Raw genomic sequence first — 23,058 nt, 5'->3', positions numbered from 1 at the left:
TGCTGTGAGTTCCAAACGAGAGTTCGTCGTCCGCGGCCTGCGGCTCGAGGCGGACGCGGTCCTGTCCGTGGAGCTGACGCCCGCCGACGGGGGCGGCGTGCCGCACTGGGAGCCCGGCTCTCACATCGACATCGTCGTCGGGGACGGCACGTCGCGTCAGTACTCCCTTTGCGGGGAGCCGGGGGAGGGCGCGCTCCGGATCGCCGTGCTCCGCGAGCCGGCGGGCCGAGGTGGTTCGGCCTGGGTGCACGATCAGCTGCGCCCCGGCGCGGTGCTCTCCGTCGGCGGGCCGCGCAACCACTTCGCATTGCGCGCCGCGCGTTCCTACCTCTTCGTCGCGGGCGGCATCGGCATCACTCCGCTTCTTCCGATGGTCTCCGCGGCCGGTTCGGCAGCGGCCGACTGGCGGCTGCACTACTTCGGGCGACGACTGGCGACGATGCCGTTCCGCGATCGGCTCGGACCCCATGGGGACCGAGTCCTCCTGCACCCCGCGGAGCAGGGCGGGCGTCCCGATGCCGCGTTCCTGCTGGACGGCCTGGACGACCGGACACTGATCTACGCATGCGGCCCCGCGCGTCTGATGCAGGCACTGGAGGCGGGCGTGGCCGCACACGGCTGCCGGGACAGGTTCTTCACCGAGCTCTTCACCGCCCCCGAGGACGAGACGCCTCGGGAGAAGGGCGCCTTCACGGTGCGCCTGGAGCGCAGCGGCACAGAGTTCGAAGTCCCGGCCGGCCGTTCTGCGCTCTCGGTGCTGACGGAAGCAGGCTTCGACCTCCTCAAGGACTGCGAGGAGGGGATCTGCGGGAGCTGTGAGACACGGGTCCTGTCGGGCGAGGTCGATCACCGCGACCACATCCTCACGCCGCAGGAACGGGCCGCGAACGACTGCATGATGCTGTGCGTCTCGCGGGCTGCCGGTGACCGGCTGGTGCTGGACCTATGACCCTCACGACGGCCCGCCGTCCCGTCCCCCTTCTCCACGGCTGCGCCTCCAACGGGCGCGTGAGCGTGGCGCACGACCCTGACGAGCCCGACCTACGACGGAGGAAGCCGTGCTGAGACAGGCCGACAACGACAAACTCACCCAGACCGGGCCCGGGACGCCGCTCGGCGGCCTGATGCGGTCCTACTGGCAGCCGGCGGGGCTCGTGTCGGAGATGCCGGTCGAGCGACCCGTCAAGGCGGTTCGGCTGTTCGGGGAGGACCTGGTGCTCTTCAAACGGGCTGACGGGTGGGGCCTGATCAGCCGCTTCTGCGCACACCGCGGTGTGGACCTCTCCTTCGGGCGGCTCGAGGACGGGGGACTGCGCTGTCTCTACCACGGCTGGCTCTACAACGACGAAGGCCGCTGCGTCGAGCAGCCGGCCGAGCCCGCGCACAGCCAGTTCCTCGACAAGATCCGGATCTCGAACTACCCCTGCGTCGAGCGCAACGGCATCGTCTTCACCTACATGGGCGCCGGTGACCCGCCGCCGTTCCCGACCTTCGACTGCTTCACCGCACCTGAGGAGTACACCTTCGCCTTCAAGGGCCTGTGGGAGTGCAACTGGCTGCAGGGACTCGAAGGCGGGATCGACCCGAGCCACGTCTCCTTCCTCCACCGCTTCATCGGGGAGGACCCGCGCGAGGTCTACGGGCAGCAGTTCAGCGAGGAGGTGGAGGGCACGGGGCAGAAGCTCTCCAAGCTGGTCGGCGACCACTACCGGCCCGACATCGAGGTGGAGAGCGCCGAGCACGGGCTGCGGGTCTTCGCGGTGCGGCAGCTCACCGAGGAGATCAAGCACGTCCGGGTGACGAACCTGATGTTCCCCAACGCCTTCGTCGTGCCCTTCGGCAACAACCGGGTCTTCACCCAGTGGCACGTTCCGATCGACGACGAGAACCACTACTGGTACATGATCTTCTACGACTTCAACGAGGTCGTGGACAAGGAGACGATGCTGCGCCAGCGGCTGGAGAACGTCTCGCTGCCGGACTACCGGCCGCTGCGGAACCGGGGCAACAACTGGGGCTTCGACGCCCGCGAGCAGAACGAGCTCACCTACACCGGAATGGGCCTGGACATCAACGTCCACGACCAGTGGGCGGTCGAGAGCATGGGCAGCATCCAGGACCGCACGCAGGAGCGGCTGGGCGTCTCCGACCGCGCGGTGACCGCCAACCGCCGCCTGCTGCTGCGGGCGATCGACGCGTTCGAAGCCGGCGGCCCCACGCCGGCGCACCCGCTCGACGAGGCCGAGGCGGCTGCCTACATCGGTCCTCTGGCGGTCGACACCATCGCGGCGAACGACGGCTGGCAGCAGCGCTGGCTGGAGAAGGAGACCGAGCGTCGTCAGGCGTCATCGTGGTTCAGGTCGCAGCCGGAGGTCGCAGATGCGTGAGTCCATGCGCAACGCCGACGAGCGCAAGGTCGCCGAGGGCGGTGGCGGCAGCAGCGCCCGCCCGATGCTGGCCAAGGACCGCGGCGGCTTCATCGAACGACACGGGTTCTGGACCGAGGCCCACTATGCGGCCGCGGCCCAGATGCGCCGGGTGATCGACGAGCTCGGCATCGAGATGGTGCGCTTCGGCTTCGTGGACCAGCACGGTCTGATCAGGGGCAAGACGCTGACGCGCAGCTCCGTCTCGGCGGCGATGCGCTCAGGGATCACCGCGCCCAGCTCGCTCCTGCTCAAGGACACCTCGGGCATGTCCGCGTTCTCGGTCTTCGCCGCCGAGACCGGCGTCGGTGTCTCCGGTTTCTCGGGTGCCGGTGACATCGTGCTGGTCCCCGATCCGACCTCCTTCCGGGTCGTGCCGTGGGCCGCCCGCACCGGCTGGCTGCTGTGCGATGTCGTCTTCCCCGACGGGACGGCGGTGCCCTTCTGCAGCCGAACGCTGCTCCGCAGCCAGCTGGACACGCTCGCCGAACGCGGCTACCGGATGACGGTCGGTGCCGAGCTGGAGTTCCATGTCTTCCGTCGTGCGGAGGAGCCGATGGACCAGGGCCGGATCGGCCGGCCGGGCGCGCCAGGTCTGGCGGCCGCCGTGACGCCGACGACCTGCGGGGCCCAACTGCTGCACGAGGAGAGCCTCGACGGGCTCGACGACCTGGTTCAGCAGCTCCATCTCGGACTGACGTCGCTGGACCTGCCGTTGCGTTCCCTGGAGCTGGAGTTCGGACCGAGCCAGCTGGAGCTGACGATGGAGGCCGACGACGCCGCGGCGACGGCGGACGCTGTGGTGGTGTGCCGCAGCGCGGTGCGGCAGATCGCCCGCCGGCTCGGCTATCACGCGACCTTCATGTCCCGGCCTCAGGGGGCCGAGACCGCGTCGACCGGATGGCACCTGCACCAGTCCCTGACGAACATCCACACCGACAGGGCCGCTTTCATGCCCGACGCCGACGACACCAGCGACGTGCTGTCGGTCACGGGCCGCTCCTGGCTGGAGGGGATCCTGCGGCACGCCTCGGCTGCCGCCGCGTTCGCGACCCCGACGGTCAACGGCTACAAGCGCTACCAGCCCTACAGCCTCGCCCCCGACCGGGTGGCCTGGGGGATCGACAACAAGGGCGCGATGGTGCGGGCGGTCGGTGGTCCGGGCGATACCGCCACCAGGCTGGAGAACCGTTCGGGCGAGCCGGCGGCCAACCCCTATCTCTACATCGCCTCGCAACTGGTCAGCGGACTCGACGGGATCACGAACCGCCTGGAGCTCCGCGCCCCCACGACGGATCCCTATGCCGCGGACGCGCCGCCGCTGCCACGCTCGCTGGGCGAGGCGGTCTCGGCCCTGGAGACGGATCAGGCGTTCCGGTCCGCGTTCGGGGACGTCGTCGTCGACTGGTACGTCCACCTCAAGCGCACCGAGTACGAGCGTTACCTGCGGCATGTCTCCGACTGGGAGCAGCGGGAGTACTTCGGGATGTTCTGAGATCCCCGGCCGCGGCAGGCGACGCGGCATCTGTCCGGAGAGCTATCGGGAGGACACGAGATGGCGCTGACAGTCCAGGACGAAGTGATCCTGGCGCGGATCAAGTCGATGGTGACGGCCACCTTGATCGAGAGGGCGGCGGCACAGCCCGACCCTCCCTACCCGCCCGATGTGGTCGAGGTGATGGACTTCGTGCGCCGGAATCCGGATCCGGAGAAGCCTCGCTATCTCATCGTGACGACCGAGGACGGGTTCGCGATCGGGGTCCGATCGCGGGAGCGCGGAGGTGTGCCGGAGCTGCTGGGCGAGGTTCCGCACCGCACCCGGGACGAGGCCGAGCACGCGGTGTTCCTGCGGCGGCTGCGCGACTACGGCGTGACGTGGTGAGCCGGCTCGGGCTCATGTCGGCGGGCTGAGGACGAGAGGGAGAGCGAGGCATGTCGATGGGTGAGGAAGCGCGGCCGGTCCTGGTGCCGCCGGGCGTGATGGGCTACACCGACCGGGTCTCCTACCGGCCCGGTGAGACGGTCAGGCTGGCAGTGAGCACCACCGCGGACAGCTGGAGGGGAGAACTGGTTCGGCTCCATGCGCTGGCGATCCCCTCCGCCGGTGTGCCACGCCGTCAGTCGCCGGTGGCGGGGGCCGAGGTGATCGAGGCGCCCGGCATCGATCAGGTCTCGCCGGTGGGCTCGTACGTACGTGTGGACGACGTCCCCGGGATCCGGCCCGCCGGCCTCGTCGTCGCACTGGCGGTGATGCCGACACGTGTCGGCGACGGTGCGCAGACACTTCTGTCCCATGGCGGTCACGGCGGCGGGTGGTGGCTCGGCCTCGACGAGCGGGGGCGGTTCGCCCTGAGAGTCACCACGGACGCCGGACCTGTGGAGGTCACGGTCGACAGCGAGGTCCGATCGTGGTGCTGGTACGAGCTTCGCGCCGGCATCGGCGGCAGCGCGGGCCAGGAGGTGCGACTCGTGGTCGAGCAGGCCGGAACCTTCGAGTCCAACCGGTCGGTCCGTCCCGCCGTCGCTGCGGTGTCCGCGTCGGCGGAGCTGCCCGGCGCGCCCGTGTCCTCCTCCGCCACGCTTCTCTGGGGCGGCTCGCACCTTGCCCCCACCGGGCCGCAGATTCCGTACGACGGGCGCATCGAGTCGCCGGTCCTGGTCGCCGACGCGACCGCGACCGGTGGACGCCGTGAGCTGGTCGCGCACCCTGCTCTGCTGGCTCACTGGGACCTGGCCGCAGCGATCACCCGCGCGGGCATCGTGCGCACCAGCCGGGTGACCGATGCCGGGCCGCACGGCCTGCACGGCGCAGCGGTCAATCATCCGCAGCGCGCCGTGCGCTCCTCGGCCTGGGACGGCGACGTCGCCGACTACCGCTTCGCTCCCGCTCAGTACGCGGCTCTTCACCTGCACCGCGACGACATGACCGACTGCTCGTGGCGCTTCCAGGGCGAGCTCACACTTCCTGACGAACTGCCCAGCGGCGTCTACGGCATTGTTCTCTCCGACACGTCCGGCGGGCGTGACACCGTCCCGGTCTTCGTCGCGCCGCCGGCGGACGAGGCGACCTCGGAGATCCTGGTGGTGCTGCCGACCAACAGCTATCTCGCGTACGGCAATGACCACGTCGGCGTCGACAGCCCGCGTACGCAGGTCTGGAGCCAGATGGTTCCCACGCTCGACGACTTCGAGCTCTTCCGTGATTCCCGCAGGGACCTGGGCTACTCGCTGTACGAGGCCCACGGCGACGGTGCGGGTGTCTGCTACTCGAGCTGGCGGCGCCCGCTGCTGACCTTGCGTGAGCGGGTCTACGACCACAATGCTCCGGTCTGGCAGTTCACCGGTGACATGCAGCTGATCGACTGGCTCGACCGTACCGGCAGGGCGGTCGACGTCGTGACGGATCACGATCTCCGACGGGAGGGCGGCCGGCTGCTCTCCCGCTACCGGGTGGTCATCACCGGCACGCATCCCGAATACCCGACCGCCCAGATGCTGGACAGCTACGAGAGCTATGTCGCGAACGGCGGGCGGCTGGTATACCTCGGCGGCAACGGGATGTACTGGGTGACGGGCCACGATCCGGAGGACGACCAGGTCATCGAGATCCGGCGCTGGGGCGGCACTCAGGCGTGGTCCGCAGATCCGGGGGAGTACCACCTCGCGTTCACCGGACACCTGGGCGGCCCGTGGCGCTTCAACGGCAGGGCGCCGCAGAAGGGCTTCGGCGTCGGTTTCGTGGCCGCCGGGAACGCCGGGGCGTCGGCCGGCTACGTGCGAGTGGCGCGCGATCCACGTGTCGACTGGCTCTTCGAGGGAGTGGACGTGGACGAGTTCGGCTCCTACGGTGTCTCCCGAGCCGCGGCAGGACTGGAGATCGACTCCGTCGATCCGCTGCTCGGGACGGCCCCCGAGGCGATCATCCTGGCCACCTCGGCCGGGCATTCCGATGACATGTTGGAGGCCCGGGAGAACTTCAACATGACCAGCCGGGTCCTGGGCGGGCGGCGGAACCCACGTGTCCGTTCGGATGTGGTCCTGGTGCCGCGGGACGGAGGGGGCGCCGTCTTCTCGACCGGATCCATCGCCTTCGCCGGTGCGCTCTACGATCTCGGCGGCCACACCGAGATCGGTCGGCTGTTCGGCAACGTCCTGGACCGGTTCTGCGGCGATGACCCGGTGCTGGATCCGATGCCGTAACACGATCGATACACGAATTCTGGATGCGGATATTACGATACGGATCCATCGAAGGTTGGATTGGATCCAATCGGGTCGCCATCGAAGACCCTGCCACGTACGACTATGGAGGCAGTCTTGGCTGCATTGAAGAGAATCCTCGGCTGGCGCCGGCGTGGCGCCATCGCCGCGGTCGGCGCCGGTGCCGCCCTCGCGATGGTGTTGTCCGCCTGTGGGTCGAGCGGTGGCTCCGCCACCGAGGGCGCATCGGGGAGCGGCCTCAGCGGTCGCGTCGTGTGGGCCGACTTCGGCGGCACCACCAACAAGGCCCGCTACACGGCGTACTTCGACGACTTCACCAAGGACACCGGGGTCAAGGTGGCGTCCGAGGTCGAGAGCGACTCGATCGCCAACACGATGCTGTCGGGAGGCAAGGGCGCTTACGACGCGATCCACGTCGGACTCGACCAGGTGTACCGGAACAAGGCCAACATCGCGGAGCTGGATCCCGACGTACCCCGGGACACCAACCTCCCGGAGAACATCCGCGACCACGCGTTCGGGACGTTCTCCGTCGGGCACGTGCAGGCCTATCTGGCCGCCACCTTCCCCAACGGCGGGCCGAAGACGTGGGCGGACTTCTTCGACGTCAAGAAGTACCCGGGCAAGCGAGGCTGGATGGGCAGCCCGGGAAGCTATGACAGCGCATGCGAGATGGCCGAACTCGCCTCCGGTATCTCCGTGAAGAACCTCTACCCGCTCCGTCTGGACCTGTGCACCACCAAGCTCAACGAGCTGCGGCCGCACATGGTCTTCTACACCTCCTACCCGCAGATCCAGCAGCTCCTGACCTCGCACACCGCCGCGGTGGTGGCCGGCCCGTCCGGGCAGGCCTACGGCCTGCTGCAGCAGGGGGTGGACGTGACGATCTCCTGGAACCAGGCGATCGTCTCGCCGAACGTGATGGCGATTCCGAAGCAGGCGCCCGACACTTCCAACATCCAGGCGCTCGCCAAGGTGTTCAACGAGCCGCAGCGGCAGGCCCAGTTCGCGAAGCTCACCGGGTACGGGCCCGGCAACCCGGATGCGTTCAAGCACATGGATGCCAGGACGAAGGCCAACATCGTCAACTCCCCTGAGCACAAGGACGTCGTGTATCAGGACTCCGAGGCCCGCGCCAAGCAGGACGACGCGCTGCTGGCCTGGTACACCAAGTGGCTGGCCGGGTGACCGGCGACCGGCTGCTCCTGCTGGGCCGGATCCGAACCATGGATCCGGCCCAGCAGGTTGTCCGCGGCATGCTCGTGACCGGCGACCGCATCACGGCGCTCGGCGAGCCCGATCGTCTGCGCGCCATGGCTCCCGGCTCTCACGAGGTCGAGGCGGCGGGAGTGGTGGTGCCCGGCTTCCTCGACTCCCACCTGCACACGCTGGTCGTCGGCATCGAGCGACGCCGCCTGACGATCTCGGAGGCCTCCTCGGTGGCGGAGGTCTGTGAGCGCATCGGGGCCTGGCTGGCGGAGCGGCCGGATCTCGACTGGGCCGTCGTCGGCGCCCATTTCCATGCCGAGGACCTCGCCGAGGGCAGGCTGCCCGACCGGCACGATCTGGACAAGGTCACCGGCGGCCGTCCCGTCGTCCTGGACCGGCGCACGCACGACGCCATCGCCAACACCGAGGCGCTACGACGCTGCGGCATCGACGCCGCAATCCCCGAGCCGGTCGGCGGCCGCATCGAGCGCGACGCGGCGGGGACACCGACCGGGCTCCTGGTCGAACGTCCGGCCGCCGATCTCGTCATGTCACGGGTTCCGGAGATCACCCACGAAGAGCGCCGAGCGGCGCTGGCCGAGGCACAGGCGTATCTGCATACGCTCGGGATCACCGGAGCCGGCGAACCGGGCCTGGTTCCCGCCGAGATGGAGGTGTACGCCGAAGCGGTCGCGGAGGGCCGGCTCACCCTGCGCACGATGGGAATGCCGCTCGCGGACACCGCCCGCCCGGCACAGGAGTTCTTGGCATCGCTCGGTCCCGGCGGTGTGGCGACCGGCCGAGGCGATGTCTGGTTCAGGCGTGGCCCGTTGAAGATCTATCTCGACGGCGCGGGTGGGTTCGGCACGGCGCTGATCTCCGGCGTCTGGCCCCGAACCGACGGGTATCACGGCAATCTCACCTGCCCGGCCGATGTCTTCGCCGACCTTGTGGCCGATTGTGCCGAGAACGGCAACTCGGTGGCGGTGCACGCGGTCGGCGATGCGGCGGTGACCCTCGCGCTCGACGTCTTCGAGGCGGTCGACAGGCAATGGCCGGTCGCGCCCCTGCGGTTGTCGGTCATGCATGCCTATCTATGGCCGTCCCGTGCCGACATGCGCCGCGCGGCACGACTCGGAGTGCTGCTGTCGACCCAACCCGCCATGCAGTGGCGGGTGGCGGCCGGTCTCGCCGACAAGTTCGGTGACGAGGCCAGGCTGGCGCCCTTGCGTGACTGGGCCGACGCGGGTGTGACACTGGCAGGGGGTTCCGATGGGCCGGACTTCCCGATGTCCCCCCTCTTCGGCATGTGGCAGGCGCGCAGCCGTCAGGTGCGGGGCCGTGAGCGGCCGCTGGGCGCGGATCAGGCGGTCTCGGCCGAAGAGGCGCTGGCGATGTACACCACCGGAGCGGCGAGGTACTGCTTCGCCGACCAGGAGCGGGGACGCCTGGCACCCGGGTTCCTGGCCGACTGGGTGGAGCTCGACGTGGACCCGGTGGAGGCAGACCTCTCCGAGCTGTACGAGGCCGCGGGCCGCCCGGTGCTCCGTACCGTGGTGGGCGGCAAGGTCGTGCACGGAGAAGCGTTCGGCTGACCTCCGAGGCTCATCGTCATGGGGCGGGGTGCCGCAGGACCGGTGTCGGTCCGGCGGCACCTCGGTCTGTTCCTCCGTGAGCGGTCACGGCCCCGTGGTGCGGCCGGACATCATGTCGAGGAACGTGGTGACGGCGTGGCCAGGCCCTCGTAGACCGTGGCCGGGTCTCGGCGTCGCAGCCGGAGATCGCTCCGCACACCACGCGGCGGAGACGAGGACGGTCAACCCGGGTGCCATGCGAGCCACCTGGGTGAGCCCGACCCAGGCCATCTGGTCCCGCATAATGAGGTTCCGGACGCGGACCTCGTCCTGGGCGGGCGGCCGTACCGCGCGCTCGACGGTCACGAAGTCGTCCGCGCCCGCCCGGCCGCTGGGGTACCGGCGCAGCCGGATCTCCTGGCTGATCATGCCGGAACCACGTTCGGCTGCCGGGCCATGATGTCGGAGACCGCCTCTTCCCACGCCGCGCCCTGGGCGAGCAGGCGCTGCTCACCGCGGTGACGTCCGACGAACTGCACTCCTACGGGCAGGCCCTCATCGGTGAATCCCGCCGGCAGGGCCAGCACCGGGAGGCAGGTCGTCGTCAACCGGGTGCATGACCGCTGCCAGGTGTAGTAGCGATCCATGGGAACCCCGGCGATCCGTCTGGGGTACTCCCACTCGACGGGGAACGGCGGCAGTTGGGAGGTGGGGGCGATGAGGAGGTCGAACCGGGCGACCAGAGCCTGCGTCCGGCGGAAGACCTCGGCACGCAGCGCCTGCGCCCGCGCGATCTGCTCGGCGGTCAATGCCATGCCCCAGGCGACATCGTCGCGAACCGACTGCTTCACCAGGGCCGGGTGTGCGCGGACCTCCGTGGCGTAGGAAGCCACGAACTCCAGGGAGCGCAGTGTCTGGAACGCCTCGTCCGCTCCCGAGAGGTCGGGCTCGACCTCCACCACCTCGGCCCCGAGTCCGGCCAGGCGCGTGGCGACCTGGTCCATGACCCGGGCGACGGCCGGCTCGAACGGCAAACCGTCCACGGTACGCGACAGCGCCACCCGGGCACCCCGGAAGGAGTAGGGGGCGATGACCGCCAGAGCCGCGCCGTCCTCGGGGAGGGAGAGCGGGGCGCGGTCGTCCGGCCCGGCGATGACGGACAGCAGCAGAGCAACGTCGGCGCACGAGCGTGCCATCGGCCCCAGGACGGACGCCGGATCCCATGCGTCGCCGGGCCGCGTGGATCCCACCCTGCCTGCTGAGGGACGCAGCCCCACGACGTTGCAGAACGACGCCGGGTTGCGAATGCTGCCCCCCAGATCGGAGCCGTCCGCCAGCGGGAGGAGGCGGGCCGCCAGCGCGGCAGCGGCGCCACCGCTGCTTCCGCCGGCCGAGCGGTCGAGAGCATAGGGGTTGCGGGTAGGGCCGAAGACAGGGTTGAAGGTGTGTGAACCCGCGCCGAACTCCGGCGTGTTGGTCTTGCCGACGACGATGGCGCCCGCCTCGCGCATGCGCTGAACGATCAGTGCGTCATGACGGGGCACATGGTCGGCGTAGATCGGGGAGCCGTAGGTCGTACGGATGCCCGCGGTGTCCATGAGGTCCTTGATCGCCACCGGCAGGCCGTGCAGTGGTCCCAGGGCGTCGCCGCGTGCTGCGCGAGCGTCGGCCTCGCGGGCCTGGGCGAGCGCCTGCTCGGGCACCAGGCTCACCACCGCGTTGACGGCCGGGTTGACCTGCTCGATGCGATCGAGATGCGCCGAGACGAGTTCGACGGCGCTCACCTCACGGCGCCGGACGGCCTGAGCCATCCGCTGCGCCGGCCATGCACACAGCTGCTCGTCCACCGGCATCTCCCAACTCGTCGGAACGGTCCTGTCACACCGCACGCCCGACTGATAGTATCCAATTCATGCAATCACGGATCCAATGAGAGGACGGGCGTGGTGACGCGAGATTTGCCCCGTGAGGTCGACACGGTCGTGGTCGGCGGCGGAACGAGCGGCAACGTGGTCGCCGCTCGCCTCGCCGAGTCGGGCACCGACGTGCTGGTTCTCGAGGCCGGTCCCGACTTCGGGCCCTTCGGCTCCGAGGCATGGCCCTCCGACATCCTGGATGCGACTCGGCTCGGCCACTCGAACGACTGGGGCTACGACTCGGGCGACACCCTCCCGGTGAAGGTCGCCTTCGAGCGCGCCCGGGCGATCGGCGGCTGTTCGGACTTCAACGGCACCACCCAGACCTGGGGACACCGCCGTGACTACGACGGCTGGGCCGAGGCCGGTAACGCCGGCTGGTCGACCGACGAACTCCTCCCGCTGTTCGAGGAGGGGACGCGCAAGATGCGGGTCAAGCGTTACCGGGCAGCAGAGCTCACCCCGTGGCAGCGCGCATGGTACGACGGCGGAACCGCTGTCGGCCTGCCGCAGCTGGACACCCTCAACAACCTCGACGAGACCGTCGGGTTCGCCCCGGAGGACAACAACATCGTCGACGGTGTTCGGTGGAACACCGCCTTCGCGTACCTCGACCCCGCCCGGCAGCTGCCGAACCTACGGATCGTCGGCGACGCACACGTCGACCGGGTCGTGGTCGAGCACGGCCGCGCGACCGGCGTCCTCGTCCACTGGCGCGGAGCGGCGCACACCGTACGCGCGGCGCGGGTCGTCGTCGCCGGGGGAGCGTACAACTCGCCGCAGGTGTTGCAGCGGTCGGGCATCGGTGCGCCAGGACTGCTGCGGGGACTCGGGATCGAGGTCGTGGCGGATCTGCCGGGTGTCGGCGAGAACCTGCACGACCAGCCGTTCGCGCTGATGAGCTGGAGCGGGTCGGAGAAGATGGCCCGTGCCATGGACGAACTGCGGGCGACGGGGTGGGCGCCGGACGAGCAGGCGATGGCGAAGGCGGCCTCCAGCTTCGATCCGGATGTCTTCGATCTCCACTTCCTGCCCTACAGCCCCACCCACCGAGGCGCGGAGAAGCGGTGGAGCTGCGGCGTGGGGGCGCTGCTCCCGCACTCCCGAGGCCATGTGCGGATCCTGACCCGTGATCCGGAGGCCAAGCCGCTCATCGACCACCGCTTCCTCTCCGACCCCGACCGCCACGACGCACAGGTGCTGGCCGAGGGGATGATGCAGCTGCGTGAGATCGCCGCCGCACCGGCGATGCGCGACCTCGTGGGGACCGAGATCCACCCCGGGCCGGAGACCGGCGGACTGGACGGCCTGGTCCGCCACGTCGAGGCGAACCCGGACAACTACTGGCACCCGGTCGGCACTTGCAAGATGGGCCCGGCCGACGACCCGACTGCCGTGGTCGGGAACGACGGCCAGGTCCACGGCATCGCGGGCTGCTATGTCGCCGACTGCTCCATCATGCCCGTCACTCCGCGTGCCACCACCGCGATGCCCGCTGTGGTGATCGGGGAGCGCATCGCACAGTTCCTGATCAAGAGAGTCTGAGCCCGAACCATGCCTATCCACACCGTCCTCGGCCCGATCGAGCCCGAGCGGCTCGGCCCCACCTCCATGCACGAGCATCTCCTCAGCGACCTACGGGTCTGGGCGAAGCCTCCGGTGGAGGAGCCGCCCGCAGGAGCGCAGATCGGGCCGGAGCTGATGGGCTATCTGCGCTGGAACGCGCTCTCGCTGCCCGAGAACCTCGTGCTGCACGACCCCGACGTCGCCGTCGCGGAGTTGCTGGCCGCGAAGGCGGGCGGAGCGAGCGGCGTGCTGGAGCTCACTCTCCCCGGCATGGGGCGCAGGCTGGAGGAACTGCCCGAGATCTCCCGGCGAAGCGGCGTCCATGTCTGTGTCGGCGCCGGCTGGTACGTCGAGAACGCGATGCCGGAGCACATCAAGAAGGCGGACGTCGACGAGATCGCCGCAGGGTTCGTGACGCAGCTGACCGAAGGCATCGACGGCACCGGCATCCGGCCGGCCCTGTTGGGAGAGATCGGCACCAGCTCCCCGATCACCGACGCGGAGTGGCGGGTGCTCCGAGCCGCCGCCCGCGCCGGCGCGCAGACCGGTACGGCCGTCTATGTCCATCTCTCCTTCCGCGAGCAGGCCGGGGTGAAGATCCTCGATACCTTGCTGGAGGAGGGGATGCCGGCCGATCGCGTCATCGTCGGTCATCTCGACGAGAACTTCGACCGGAGCTATCACGAGGCCGTCGCACGTCGCGGCGCCGTTCTGGCCTACGACACATTCGGCTCGGACTTCTACTACGGCGATCCGTCGCTTCGCAATCCGACCGACGCCGAGCGTCTGGAGATGGTGGCATGGCTCCTTGAGGCCGGCTTCGCCGAGCAGTTGATCATCGGTGGCGACCTGTGGACCCAGGCCAACCTGAGACACAACGGCGGCAACGGCTACGAGCACCTCTTCCGTCGCATCGCCCCCGCCATCGGCCGCCTTGCCGGAGACGGCGACGCGGGGGAGGCGCTGGTCCGGCGCATCATGGTCGACAACCCACGCCGCCTGCTGAACCGACCATGACGGGAACCCGACAGGTCCCTTGGCGCGCGCGGTGCGGTTCCGGCCGGCTGACCGCAGCGCCGGTTTCACCGACGTGTCGTCCGGCGACGAGCGTGACTCAGACGACGTCTCGGCGCTGCTGAACCGTTCCTTTCAGAGCAGATCGCGTCACCAGGGCCGCGACGACGAGCACCAGCAGCGTGACTCCCCCGAGCAGCAGGGTGCCCACGGCACGGAATCCGTTGAACGGTTCGGCGGCCCCCCACCGCAGGAGGAAGGCGACGGCGGAGCAGACCGGAAAGGTGAAGGTCCAGAACGCGACGCTGACGGGGAGCCGCCGATAGGTCCCGAGCAGCGAAACCTGTACCAGGGCCATCGCGATGGTCACACCGACCAGCGTCCGGGCCAGCGGATCAGGTTCGTCGCCGTTGAGGTTCATCCAACAGATCCCTCCGACGGCCGGCGGCGCCAGCAGGATGGCCGGCGTCGGGACGAGCGGCGTCGGGAGCCTGTCGCCGAGCAACAGCCTGCACACGACCACCGCGCCGATGAATCCCCATGCGACGAGGGCGACGCCGAACAGGATCTCCGCCGCGAAGTGCTCTCCGACGCTCCCCAGGGCCGAGCTCGATACGAAGGGCGCGGCGACAGTCGGCACCATGTAGCCCGGATGCACGGCCGCGATGCCGGCTTCTCCGGTGAACCAGCGACTGAGCAGATATACGGCCATCACCAGGGAGATCCCGGCGAACACCCCGGCCGCACAGCGTGCCACGGCAGGCATGTCGAGGGCGTGGTGTGTCGCCAGGAGGGAGCCGACGAGGGGTATCAGGGCCGCGGACGTTCCGGACACGGGATGCCGTAGTTCACTTGCCAGACCCGACAACCGTCCCCGGCGGCCGATGCCGTACAACGCGATGAGAACAAGCCATGTGCCGGCCGCCGACGACCAGAGGACGTTCGCGACCCAGGGCGAGGTTCCCAGCGCCGTCCGTGCCACCGACCATGTTCCGGCGAGCCCGCACAGTCCGAGTGAGATCCCGAAATGCCCGAACCCGACCGCCGGCAGGGGCGGTAGTCCGCCGCGGTGGCGGCCGGTGTTCTCGGCCGCCACCGCGGACTCGGTCGACGTCGTCACCGCAGGAAGTGCTCTTCGACGGCTCGCATCCGGGCGTCACCCGCCAGCTCGATGACGTCCTGGGTGGCCGGCAGATCCGGTGTCACCGTGTGGATCCCGCCGTCACGGCGGATGCGCGCGAAGACATCACGCATACCGCCGATCGCCGCACGGACGGCGTGGTTGCCGTAGATGACCAGTTTGATCTTGCCCAGATCCCGGGCCGCCTCCTCGGTGAGCTCGGGGAACGCGGTGGGGACGATCACCAGCGGGACGCTGCTCGGCCATGCCTCGACGAAGGAGATGATCTCCTCGGACGTCGGCTGCTTCGAGTGGATCAGCAAGGCGTCGGCGCCGGCCTCGACGTAGGCCAGACCGCGCCGGATCGCCTCCTCCCGGCCGAGCCCGGCGTTCAGGGCCTCGGTGCGGGCGATGATCGTGAAGTCGGGGCTCTGCCGGGCCGCCACGGCGGCCTCGATCTTTCCGGAGAACTCCGCCGGACTGATCAGCTTCGGCCGGCCCCCGACCCGCAGGCTGGTGTCCTTGGGAAAGTTCTTGTCCTCGATCACGACTGCCGAGACTCCGGCGGCCTCGTACATCGGGATGAGATAAGAGACGTTGACGGCGTTGCCGAATCCGGTGTCGATGTCGGCCACGAGTGGGATGCCGGTGCGGTCCGCGATCGCGCGCATCAGGTCCAGGTGGGTGTTCCAGGCCAGGATGTTGGCGTCCGGCACGGCGTAGCTCGTGCTCAGTTCGAAGCCGCTGCCCCAGATCGCGTCGAACCCGGCCTCCTCGGCAAGGAGCGCGGACAGGGGGTTGTGCGCGGCCATGACGGTGCCGAGCCCGTCACTGTTCAAGATCTCCCGCAGCCTGCGGTTCTTCTCGGATCGGGTGGTCATCGGGTCTGCCCTTCGGTGGCGGAGTGGGGGAGGGGAGCAGCGAGGATCGCGACGACGTCCTGGTAGCGGGACGGGGCGGTGGCGAAGGCGCCTTCCAGAGCGGTTCCGCTCTCGCGAATGCGGTGGGCGGCCCCGGCTGCCATGAACGGCGACATTCCCAACTCCTCCAAGGTCGCGGCGACTTCGAACATCTCGTCCGCCCGGCGCCTCCCGTGCACGGCGGTGCGGCCGAGCAGGTGGTCCGCCAGGGCCGACCAGCGAAGTCCCGGGTAGCCTTCCTCGACCTTCGCCAGGACCCGGTCCGCGACGTCGTAACGGGCGGCCGCGGTGAGGCTTTCCAGGAGAAGTGCCTCCAGGCCCTTGGCGATGATGCTGCGGAACATCTTGGTCGCCGACGCCTGTCCGAGGTCAGGACCCAGGTTGTCCACGTTCATGCCTCGCTCGCCGACCAGGGCGGCGAATTCACCGGCACGTTCTCCGCACGCGTAGATCGGGGTGCCGTGGCCGTTGGCGCTGATGTTGGTCATGATCGCGGCCTCGACGAAGGCCGCACCGCTCGCCGAGACGATCGTGCTGATCCGCTCCTTCGTGGCGGGGGAGACCGAGTTGAGGTCCGCCACCAGGTGGCCGGGCCCGACGTGGGGGGCCAACTCCTCCGCCACGGCCACTGCGGCGGCTGCGACGACGGTCGAGAGCACGATGGTGCAGGCTGCGGTCAGTGCGCCGACCGAGGTGGCTACGACGAGCGAGTCGGGGGCGGTGCGGCCGGCCGCCGTTGTGCGGCCGGTGAAGGTCGGGTCGTAGACATGGACGACCGTTCCCGGCTCTCGCGCCAGCCCGTTGGCGATCGCTGAACCTGCCTCGCCGTATCCGACGAAACCGATGTGCAGGGGACGCCGGGTGGTTTCTCCAGGTGGATTGAGCAATGCGAACTCCTGTGAACGCGGCTCGACGCCGCTGAATGAGATGAAAGGGAACAAGGTGCCGCTCGGCGCGACCGCTGCGTGGGGTGTCTGCGCCGTTGGACGAGGGTGACCGGGCGCGTTCCGCGGTCAGCGGAAGGCCCTGCGCGCCCCCATCGCGAGGAACTCCACGACGGTGATGAGGGCCAGGACGCACAGCAGCAGTGCGGTCATCTCGTGCTGGTCGCCGCTTTGGGCCCGCAGGAGCATGAAGCCGATGCCTCCACCGCCGACGATGCCGAGGATGACCGCGCCGCGAAGGTTGCTGTCGAACAGATAGAACGTGTGCGAAACCAGAGCGGGAAGCGACAGGGGGAAGGTCGCCGCCGCGAACACCTGGCTCCGGGAGGCGCCGGCGGCGCGCAGGGCTCGTTCCGGCCCCGGTGGGACTTCCTCGATCGAGTCGGCGGCAAGCCGGCCGAGCAGCCCGATGCCTCCGACCGCGAGGGCGAGGGCCCCTGCCGTGGAACCCATTCCGGTCATGATGATGAACAGCAGCGCCAGGATCAGTTCCGGGATCGCTCGGACGCTTACCAGGATTCCGCGGGAAACGGTGCGCACCACCGGGTGAGGTGTGACGTTGCGTGCGGACAGGACGCCAAGCACCAGCGCCGGGACCAGAGAGAGCAGCGTTGCCGCGAGGGCGATCTGCACCGTCTCCAGAAGTGCCGGGCCGATCTTCCCTTGCGTGGTCTCGCTCAGGGCGGGTGGCCACATCCGGCCCCAGGCGTACCCGGCGTTCGCCCAGAAGTCGACGCCGGAGGTGCGGGCCTGTCCGGCCGCGGTCCACAGCGAGCCGGCCACCACCGCGACGGCGCTCCAGGCGAAGACATGACCCCGGATACGGGCGGAGGTCCACGGCCTGCGCCGGGGATCCGCCGGACCTTCGGCGGTCCGCCGGATGCCCGGGGACCGTGCCGGGGCCAGGATCGACCGCCGCAGCGCGGAGGACAGCACCTCGAACACCAGGCAGAGCAGGAAGAGGATCAGGGCCACTCCGATGGCCGCGCCGTAGTCCAACGTGCCGAGGTACTTGTCGAGCAGGTCGCCGAGCCCGCCGACACCGACGAAGCCGAGGATCGCGGAGGCGCGGAGGTTGATGTCGCTGCGGTGCAGCACCGAAGCGATCCAGCTCGGCGTCACCTGGGGCAGGATTCCGGAGAAGAACTCCTGGGCCGGGCCTGCACCGGCCGCACGCAGCGCGCGTCGTGGCCCCTCGTCGATCTGCTCGATCGCCTCGGCGAACAGCTTGCTGACCATCCCGACCGAGTGGATCCCCAGAGCCAGGATGCCCGGCAGGGGTCCGTTCCCGAGGACGGAGGCGAAGACGAGTGCCAGGACGATGTCCGGCGCGGCCCGTGAGTACAGTCCGAGGAAGCGGCCGAGCAGCACCGAGAGCCGGCCGGTCCCGACGTTGCGGGCGGCGAGGAGCGCCACGGGCACCGAGAGCACGGCGGCCAGCAACGTCCCGCACACGACGATGGCGAGAGTCAGCAGCGTCAGGGTGACGATCTCTCCCGTGCCGGGGAACTCGATCGGCATGGCGCGCTCGAAGAACCGGGTGACGTGCGGCCAGTTGTCCACGAACTCCGTCGGTGTGAAGTCCAGCGACGAGATGGACCACAGGCCTGCCACAAGGATGGTTCCCGCCGTGACGGCCGCGAGCACCGAGCGGAACGATCGAGGGGTTTGGGGTGCCGGCCCGGCCGCCGAGGCGACCGGGGCGGGGGGCGTCCGGAGGTCGGTCATCGGGACGGCCTCGACGGGGTCGGCTCGAGAGCTGTTTCCGTGCCGGGTTTCGCACTGCCCTGGTAGAGCCCCGAGATGGTGCCGACGGTCAGTTCCCCGGCCGGTTTGTCCAGGACGATCCGTCCGGCCCGCATACCGACGACCCGTTCCCCCCATTCAAGAGCCAGGGACACTTGGTGCAGGCTGCAGACGACGGTCAGACCGTGACTGGCACGAATCGAATGCAGCAGGGTCATGATCTGCCGGGAGGATTCGGGGTCGAGCGAGGCGACGGGCTCGTCCGCCAGGAGAAGCCGTGGCTGCTGCATCAGCGCCCTGGCGATCGCCACGCGCTGCTGCTGCCCGCCCGACAGGGTGTCGGCCCGCTGGTGGGCCCTGTCGAGCATGCCGACCTCGTCGAGCAACGAGAAGGCCTGGTCGCGCAGGCGCCTGCCGTAGGACAGAACGCCCAGGCGAGGCCCGCGCAGGCGGCCCAGCGCACCGGTCATCACGTTCTCCACCGAGCTGAGCGATCCGACCAGATCGAACTGCTGGAAGATCGATCCCGATCGACCCGCGCAGCTCTCGAAGTCCCCGTCCCCGTAGGGCGGTCACGTCCTTGCCGAGCACGTGGACGCTGCCCGCGCCCGGCCGTTCCAGGCCGTTGATGTGACGCAGCAGCGTGGACTTGCCCGCCCCCGAGTGCCCGAGCAGGATCAGCATCTGCTTCTCCGGCACCCGCAGGTCCACGCCGTCGAGCGCGGCAGGCCCGGAGCCGTACTGCTTGCTCAGCCCCTGGACCTCGACGACCGGGCTCTGCGAGGTCCGTGAGGCGGCGTTCACGGCCGGCACTGCGCGGACTTCGTGAGTTCGCAGACTTCACGGACACCGTCGTAGTAGGAGTCGTCGGTCGCGACCGCGCTCCAGAACTGCGAGACGAATCCGTCCGGCGTCTTGATCCCGCTCTTGGCGATCTTCGGGACCGAAATGCCCACCAGTGCGTCGGTGATGGCCTTCTGTACGTCCTTCGGCAGCGTGGTGGAGACGACGATCGGCTTGCCGGGGATCTCCGTACGGTTCACGATCCGCAGGTCGCCCTCCTTGAACAGGCCGTCCGTGACGCCGGTCGTCTCGACGACCGAGTTCTGCGCGAACCCGGCGTCGCACTCCACCCCCTGCGCCGTCTTCTGCGCGGAGAGGCTGTGGTCGCCGGCCATCACCGGGGTGATGTCCTTCTCCGGGTCGACCCCGGCATCGAGCAGGGTCGCGCTGGGGTAGAGATAGCCGGACGTCGAGCCGTAGTCGACGAAGCACACCTTCTTGCCCTTGAAGCCCGCGACATCGGTGATGCCGGAGTCCTTCGGGACGATCGCGACCGAGTCGTACCCCGGCTCGCCGCCTTCCTCCTCGACGACGGCGGCGATCGGGTCGAACTTCGCACCGGCGTTGGAGGCCGCGACGTAGCTGAAGGCGGAGATGACGCCCATGTCGAGGTGTCCGGCCACCGAGGCCTCGATCAGCGCCGCGTAGTCGACCGACTCGACGAGTTCGACGTCCTTGTCCAGCGACTGCTCCAGGTACTGCACCAGGGGTTCCCACTGGGTCGCGGCACCCTGCTGGTCGGGGACGATGCCCAGGATCAGCTTGTCCGCACTCTGCGCGTACCCCGTGTCGCCCGAGCCGCCCGTGGAGGACGAGGAGCAGGCGGACAGAGCGAGAAGCGAGGCGAGTCCACAAGTCGCGAGCGTGAGCGCACGGCGATGCCGCCGGATCATGAGAGGGCCTTTCAGCGCTGGGAACACCGGGAAGTCGGGCCGAGGCACCGCGTATTCGCTGCTCGACCCGGACATGTGGATCCTTCGGCGGCCAGATGAACGAGCGATGGCGCGCAACCATCCTGGGAACTAAGATCCATGATCTGTTCTGAGATCGGGAATTCAATTCCAACGAATCTGGTTCGGGAACCCGCCCGGGCCCGCCAGTCGCCCCATGTTGCTTCGGATAGGTTGTGCAGCGTGACGCCCAAGCCGACCACTCCACCGGCACGGCATCGACCCACCGGCGAGTGGGACTCGACCGTGCGCGCTTCCGGGCGCCGATGGACAGCTACCGACCGCAAGGTCATCGACATGATCGACGCCAACCAGGCATGGATCGTCAACGCCTCGGTGAAGGAGATCGCCGAGCGTGCGGACGTGAGCTCGTCGTCCATCGTCCGGGTCTGCCAGCGTCTTGGTTTCGCGGGCATACACGAAGTCAAGCTCGTACTCGCCCGCGACCTGGCCCGCCAGGAGTCCCGCGGGGAGTTCCCGGCCGCGGTCGCGCAACTGTCCACCCCGCAGGAGATCCTGTCCACGGTTCTTCAGCACAGCGCGCAGACCGTCCTCGACGCCACCCACACACTCGACGACGAGGCGTTCGCGACCCTGATCGAGAAGATCTCCGCCGCACGGACACTGCTCATCGCCGGCAACGGCACCAGCCGCGGCCCGGCATTCGACTGCGCCTACCGGCTCACCTCGCTCGGGATCGTCACCCGGCCGGCCGGGGACTCCCTCGAACAACACCTCGTGGCGGAGCAACTCACCGGGGCCGACGTCTGCCTGTGCATCAGTCACACCGGCACCACCCGCGAGACCCTCATCGTCGCCGAAGCCGCAAAGAACGCCGGGGCGACGGTGTGCGCCCTGACCAGCTATCGCGAGTCCCCGCTCAGCACGATCGCGGACCTCGTGCTCGTGGCCGGCGGCCCGGAGTACGGCTTCCGCCACGAAGCCATGGTCGGCCGCATCTCCCACATGGCCGTCATCGACGCCGTCTTCGTGGCGGTGGCCATGAGTCGGCCCGGCGCGCTCGACCACAGCCAGGTGATCACGACCAGGATGCGCGAGCGGCACACCGGAATCGCTTGAGGCCCACCGCGGAGGTGAGCGCGGCGGCGTCCGGTGGTCAGCGAGGCCGTACTCGGGGACTACGGCCGGCATGTCATCGGTCATGAGGTGAGCGGCAACCTGCGGGTCTGGCGATGGCCCGCCAGCTGCGCCGACGGGATCACCATGATGTCTACCGGTGGTAGAATTGGGTCTCATGAGCAAGCCGACCAGCATCAAGACCAGTGAGGAAGTGCGTGACCGACTGCGCATCCTTGCTCACGAGCGCGGCACCACCATCACAGAGTTGCTGGAAGAGCTCGCCGGCCGTGAGCTGACGGCTGCCGAGCGGGAGCAGCGGGCTGTCGAGGCTGCCCGCGAGCTCGGCGTCGAGTACACCGAGCAGGTCAAGCAGGCCGGCCAGGACGCCTGGGCGAAGGTCCGTGCCCATCAGGGCGGCGCCGCCGCATGAATCTGACAGCGGTTCTGGACCACACCGCTCTGACCGCCCTCTTTCGTGCGGATGCTTTCTTCACCGGCCTCTATATCGAAGCCTCGCGTGGCACCGGCCGGGTCATCGTCCCGTCGCTGTCCGTGCCGGCCGCTGAGCGACAGGTCGCCGGGGCAGGCCAGCACGCGGCGTCCCTGCGGTTCGCTGAGAACGTGCCGTTCACCGCGGCACACGCGGTGGATGCGATGGACTGGAGACACGTTGACTGGCCGGTGGCGCACGCCGCGGCGATCGCCTGGCAGGCGGTGAAGGCGGGGGAGCCGCTCACCGTTCTGTCGCTGGAGCCCGAGCTGTACGCGGGCACCGGCATCACTCCGCTGAACCCCACCTGACCTGCGGCCTGGCGAGGTTTCGCCGCTATCGGCGTCTGACGCTCCTCGGGGCTTCCGTCGTTCCCACCGCCGCGCCAACGCCCTCGGCGGACTGACCTGGTCGTTCATCGCCCTCGCCGCCGCCCGCCGTGCCCTCTCCCGGTCCACCACCGTCCCGCCGACCGGCGCGCGAGCACGAGCGTGACCCGAACTTCTCAACTTGCGGGATCGGCAGGGCCATCGTGCAGCGATACGGCTCCCCTTGGGCACGCGTCGTCGTCAACTACTCCGGTGTCGCACGCTCCTGCCTGTGACGGGCGATCGGTAGCCGCCGTAAACCTTCCCTGACCTCAGTCACGACAGCGTTCCTTGTCCCTGCTGGCGGAGGAACGCTCAAAAGGGGCTGCGAACGGCCCTTGTCCGAGCCATCGAATTGCACCCACCGGCATCAACACGTCCACATTCACTACGCGCGGCGCAAGTTCTGGCCGCGATGGAGTTCGCGGAACGCCACCGGTGGATGGCGCCGGATGACGCCCTGGCCGAACCCTGGTCGTACGAACGTGTGCCGGACCTTGTCACGTCCTACGCCGCGGGCGACATCGACACCTACTTCCCGCTCATATGCGTCAGTCCGGACTGATCCGTCCTGGAGGCGTCTTCAGATGTGTCGGCTTCGAACCCGACCGTGAGGCCGCCGAGGAGAACCGGGGCCCGGTTGCTGCGGCGGCTGGGGGACGGGACCGCGG

The 23,058-nt window shown here is 69.3% G+C and carries 21 protein-coding genes and 1 pseudogene; 13 read left to right on the top strand and 9 right to left on the bottom strand.

Going from position 1 to position 23,058, the window contains the following annotated elements; translation table 11 throughout:
- Nucleotides 1-4 precede the first annotated feature (4 nt).
- The 7 genes from CTZ28_RS28355 (at nucleotide 5) to CTZ28_RS28325 (ending at nucleotide 9,451) form a co-directional block, all read left to right on the top strand.
- Nucleotides 5-949, top strand: a complete 945-nt coding sequence (locus CTZ28_RS28355; RefSeq protein WP_121892546.1) for a PDR/VanB family oxidoreductase — start codon at nucleotides 5-7, stop codon at nucleotides 947-949.
- A gap of 109 nt (nucleotides 950-1,058) precedes the next feature.
- On the top strand, nucleotides 1,059-2,387 hold the full coding sequence (locus tag CTZ28_RS28350) for a Rieske 2Fe-2S domain-containing protein (RefSeq protein WP_121892545.1): 1,329 nt from the start codon (nucleotides 1,059-1,061) through the stop codon (nucleotides 2,385-2,387).
- Nucleotides 2,380-3,921: a glutamine synthetase family protein gene (locus CTZ28_RS28345; protein ID WP_121892544.1), complete on the top strand. Its 1,542-nt coding sequence runs from the start codon at nucleotides 2,380-2,382 to the stop codon at nucleotides 3,919-3,921. The genes CTZ28_RS28350 and CTZ28_RS28345 overlap by 8 nt, the downstream gene beginning before the upstream one ends.
- Before the next feature lie 60 nt (nucleotides 3,922-3,981).
- Entirely contained in the window at nucleotides 3,982-4,308 is a 327-nt protein-coding gene (locus tag CTZ28_RS28340; RefSeq protein ID WP_121892543.1) for a N,N-dimethylformamidase alpha subunit family protein, read from the top strand.
- A gap of 50 nt (nucleotides 4,309-4,358) precedes the next feature.
- Nucleotides 4,359-6,626: a N,N-dimethylformamidase beta subunit family domain-containing protein gene (locus tag CTZ28_RS28335; RefSeq protein WP_121892542.1), complete on the top strand. Its 2,268-nt coding sequence runs from the start codon at nucleotides 4,359-4,361 to the stop codon at nucleotides 6,624-6,626.
- 117 nt (nucleotides 6,627-6,743) lie between these two features.
- Complete coding sequence (locus CTZ28_RS28330) at nucleotides 6,744-7,835, top strand: extracellular solute-binding protein (protein ID WP_183154629.1); 1,092 nt, start codon at nucleotides 6,744-6,746, stop codon at nucleotides 7,833-7,835.
- The gene (locus CTZ28_RS28325) at nucleotides 7,820-9,451 is read left to right on the top strand and encodes an amidohydrolase (RefSeq protein WP_121892540.1); all 1,632 of its coding nucleotides are present in this window, start codon (nucleotides 7,820-7,822) and stop codon (nucleotides 9,449-9,451) included. Before CTZ28_RS28330 ends, CTZ28_RS28325 begins: the two co-directional genes overlap by 16 nt.
- An 84-nt stretch (nucleotides 9,452-9,535) precedes the next feature.
- Here the strand turns inward: CTZ28_RS28325 and CTZ28_RS28320 are convergent, their stop codons facing one another.
- The gene (locus tag CTZ28_RS28320; RefSeq protein ID WP_121892539.1) at nucleotides 9,536-9,859 is read right to left on the bottom strand and encodes a hypothetical protein; all 324 of its coding nucleotides are present in this window, start codon (nucleotides 9,857-9,859) and stop codon (nucleotides 9,536-9,538) included.
- Complete coding sequence (locus CTZ28_RS28315; RefSeq protein ID WP_398656890.1) at nucleotides 9,856-11,277, bottom strand: amidase; 1,422 nt, start codon at nucleotides 11,275-11,277, stop codon at nucleotides 9,856-9,858. The genes CTZ28_RS28320 and CTZ28_RS28315 overlap by 4 nt, the downstream gene beginning before the upstream one ends.
- Nucleotides 11,278-11,376: 99 nt before the next feature.
- On the opposite strand from CTZ28_RS28315, the gene CTZ28_RS28310 reads away from it, so the two are divergent.
- Together CTZ28_RS28310 and CTZ28_RS28305 are read left to right on the top strand one after the other, a co-directional pair.
- Nucleotides 11,377-12,891, top strand: a complete 1,515-nt coding sequence (locus CTZ28_RS28310; protein WP_183154628.1) for a GMC family oxidoreductase — start codon at nucleotides 11,377-11,379, stop codon at nucleotides 12,889-12,891.
- 9 nt (nucleotides 12,892-12,900) lie between these two features.
- On the top strand, nucleotides 12,901-13,929 hold the full coding sequence (locus CTZ28_RS28305) for a phosphotriesterase family protein (protein WP_121892537.1): 1,029 nt from the start codon (nucleotides 12,901-12,903) through the stop codon (nucleotides 13,927-13,929).
- 97 nt (nucleotides 13,930-14,026) lie between these two features.
- On the opposite strand, the gene CTZ28_RS28300 is transcribed toward CTZ28_RS28305, so the two are convergent.
- From CTZ28_RS28300 to CTZ28_RS28275, 7 genes and pseudogenes are all read right to left on the bottom strand, one after another.
- Nucleotides 14,027-15,022 carry an SLAC1 family transporter gene (locus CTZ28_RS28300; protein ID WP_259471854.1) on the bottom strand — a complete coding sequence of 332 codons (996 nt, stop codon included), beginning with the start codon at nucleotides 15,020-15,022 and terminating at the stop codon, nucleotides 14,027-14,029.
- A gap of 20 nt (nucleotides 15,023-15,042) precedes the next feature.
- Complete coding sequence (locus CTZ28_RS28295) at nucleotides 15,043-15,927, bottom strand: phosphonopyruvate hydrolase (protein WP_121892535.1); 885 nt, start codon at nucleotides 15,925-15,927, stop codon at nucleotides 15,043-15,045.
- The gene (locus CTZ28_RS28290) at nucleotides 15,924-16,853 is read right to left on the bottom strand and encodes a DUF1932 domain-containing protein (RefSeq protein ID WP_183154627.1); all 930 of its coding nucleotides are present in this window, start codon (nucleotides 16,851-16,853) and stop codon (nucleotides 15,924-15,926) included. Before CTZ28_RS28290 ends, CTZ28_RS28295 begins: the two co-directional genes overlap by 4 nt.
- Before the next feature lie 126 nt (nucleotides 16,854-16,979).
- The gene (gene phnE / locus CTZ28_RS28285) at nucleotides 16,980-18,638 is read right to left on the bottom strand and encodes a phosphonate ABC transporter, permease protein PhnE (protein ID WP_183154626.1); all 1,659 of its coding nucleotides are present in this window, start codon (nucleotides 18,636-18,638) and stop codon (nucleotides 16,980-16,982) included.
- Nucleotides 18,635-19,138: a phosphonate ABC transporter ATP-binding protein gene (locus CTZ28_RS28280; protein ID WP_398656887.1), complete on the bottom strand. Its 504-nt coding sequence runs from the start codon at nucleotides 19,136-19,138 to the stop codon at nucleotides 18,635-18,637. The genes phnE and CTZ28_RS28280 overlap by 4 nt, the downstream gene beginning before the upstream one ends.
- A gap of 118 nt (nucleotides 19,139-19,256) precedes the next feature.
- Nucleotides 19,257-19,340 (bottom strand): annotated as a pseudogene (locus CTZ28_RS48710) (ATP-binding cassette domain-containing protein); the annotation flags it as partial.
- A 116-nt stretch (nucleotides 19,341-19,456) separates the two neighbouring features.
- Complete coding sequence (locus tag CTZ28_RS28275; protein WP_121892532.1) at nucleotides 19,457-20,392, bottom strand: phosphate/phosphite/phosphonate ABC transporter substrate-binding protein; 936 nt, start codon at nucleotides 20,390-20,392, stop codon at nucleotides 19,457-19,459.
- A 240-nt stretch (nucleotides 20,393-20,632) separates the two neighbouring features.
- On the opposite strand from CTZ28_RS28275, the gene CTZ28_RS28270 reads away from it, so the two are divergent.
- From CTZ28_RS28270 to CTZ28_RS47260, 4 genes are all read left to right on the top strand, one after another.
- Nucleotides 20,633-21,529, top strand: coding sequence for a MurR/RpiR family transcriptional regulator (locus CTZ28_RS28270; protein WP_220795416.1), 897 nt, complete (start codon nucleotides 20,633-20,635; stop codon nucleotides 21,527-21,529).
- Between the two features lie 175 nt (nucleotides 21,530-21,704).
- Nucleotides 21,705-21,959, top strand: coding sequence for a hypothetical protein (locus tag CTZ28_RS28265; RefSeq protein ID WP_121892530.1), 255 nt, complete (start codon nucleotides 21,705-21,707; stop codon nucleotides 21,957-21,959).
- Nucleotides 21,956-22,330 carry a PIN domain-containing protein gene (locus CTZ28_RS28260; RefSeq protein ID WP_183154624.1) on the top strand — a complete coding sequence of 125 codons (375 nt, stop codon included), beginning with the start codon at nucleotides 21,956-21,958 and terminating at the stop codon, nucleotides 22,328-22,330. Before CTZ28_RS28265 ends, CTZ28_RS28260 begins: the two co-directional genes overlap by 4 nt.
- A gap of 472 nt (nucleotides 22,331-22,802) precedes the next feature.
- Nucleotides 22,803-22,952 carry a hypothetical protein gene (locus CTZ28_RS47260; protein ID WP_183154623.1) on the top strand — a complete coding sequence of 50 codons (150 nt, stop codon included), beginning with the start codon at nucleotides 22,803-22,805 and terminating at the stop codon, nucleotides 22,950-22,952.
- The last annotated feature ends 106 nt before the right edge of the window (nucleotides 22,953-23,058 follow it).

Source organism: Streptomyces shenzhenensis (assembly GCF_003688995.1).
Taxonomy (GTDB): Bacteria; Actinomycetota; Actinomycetes; order Streptomycetales; family Streptomycetaceae; genus Streptomyces; species Streptomyces shenzhenensis_A.
Note: the sequence above shows the minus strand (reverse complement) of the source record. Positions and strands in the feature narration are given on the sequence as shown.

Bases quoted from the DNA above. Each gene is read 5' to 3' on its own strand.
- CTZ28_RS28345 (WP_121892544.1), top strand. From the start codon at position 2,380: ATGCGTGAGTCCATGCGCAACGCCGACGAGCGCAAGGTCGCCGAGGGC.
- CTZ28_RS28340 (WP_121892543.1), top strand. From the start codon at position 3,982: ATGGCGCTGACAGTCCAGGACGAAGTGATCCTGGCGCGGATCAAGTCG.
- CTZ28_RS28335 (WP_121892542.1), top strand. From the start codon at position 4,359: ATGTCGATGGGTGAGGAAGCGCGGCCGGTCCTGGTGCCGCCGGGCGTG.
- CTZ28_RS28320 (WP_121892539.1), bottom strand. From the start codon at position 9,859: ATGATCAGCCAGGAGATCCGGCTGCGCCGGTACCCCAGCGGCCGGGCG.
- CTZ28_RS28305 (WP_121892537.1), top strand. From the start codon at position 12,901: ATGCCTATCCACACCGTCCTCGGCCCGATCGAGCCCGAGCGGCTCGGC.
- CTZ28_RS28295 (WP_121892535.1), bottom strand. From the start codon at position 15,927: ATGACCACCCGATCCGAGAAGAACCGCAGGCTGCGGGAGATCTTGAAC.
- phnE (WP_183154626.1), bottom strand. From the start codon at position 18,638: ATGACCGACCTCCGGACGCCCCCCGCCCCGGTCGCCTCGGCGGCCGGG.
- CTZ28_RS28275 (WP_121892532.1), bottom strand. From the start codon at position 20,392: ATGATCCGGCGGCATCGCCGTGCGCTCACGCTCGCGACTTGTGGACTC.
- CTZ28_RS28265 (WP_121892530.1), top strand. From the start codon at position 21,705: ATGAGCAAGCCGACCAGCATCAAGACCAGTGAGGAAGTGCGTGACCGA.
- CTZ28_RS28260 (WP_183154624.1), top strand. From the start codon at position 21,956: ATGAATCTGACAGCGGTTCTGGACCACACCGCTCTGACCGCCCTCTTT.
- CTZ28_RS47260 (WP_183154623.1), top strand. From the start codon at position 22,803: ATGGAGTTCGCGGAACGCCACCGGTGGATGGCGCCGGATGACGCCCTG.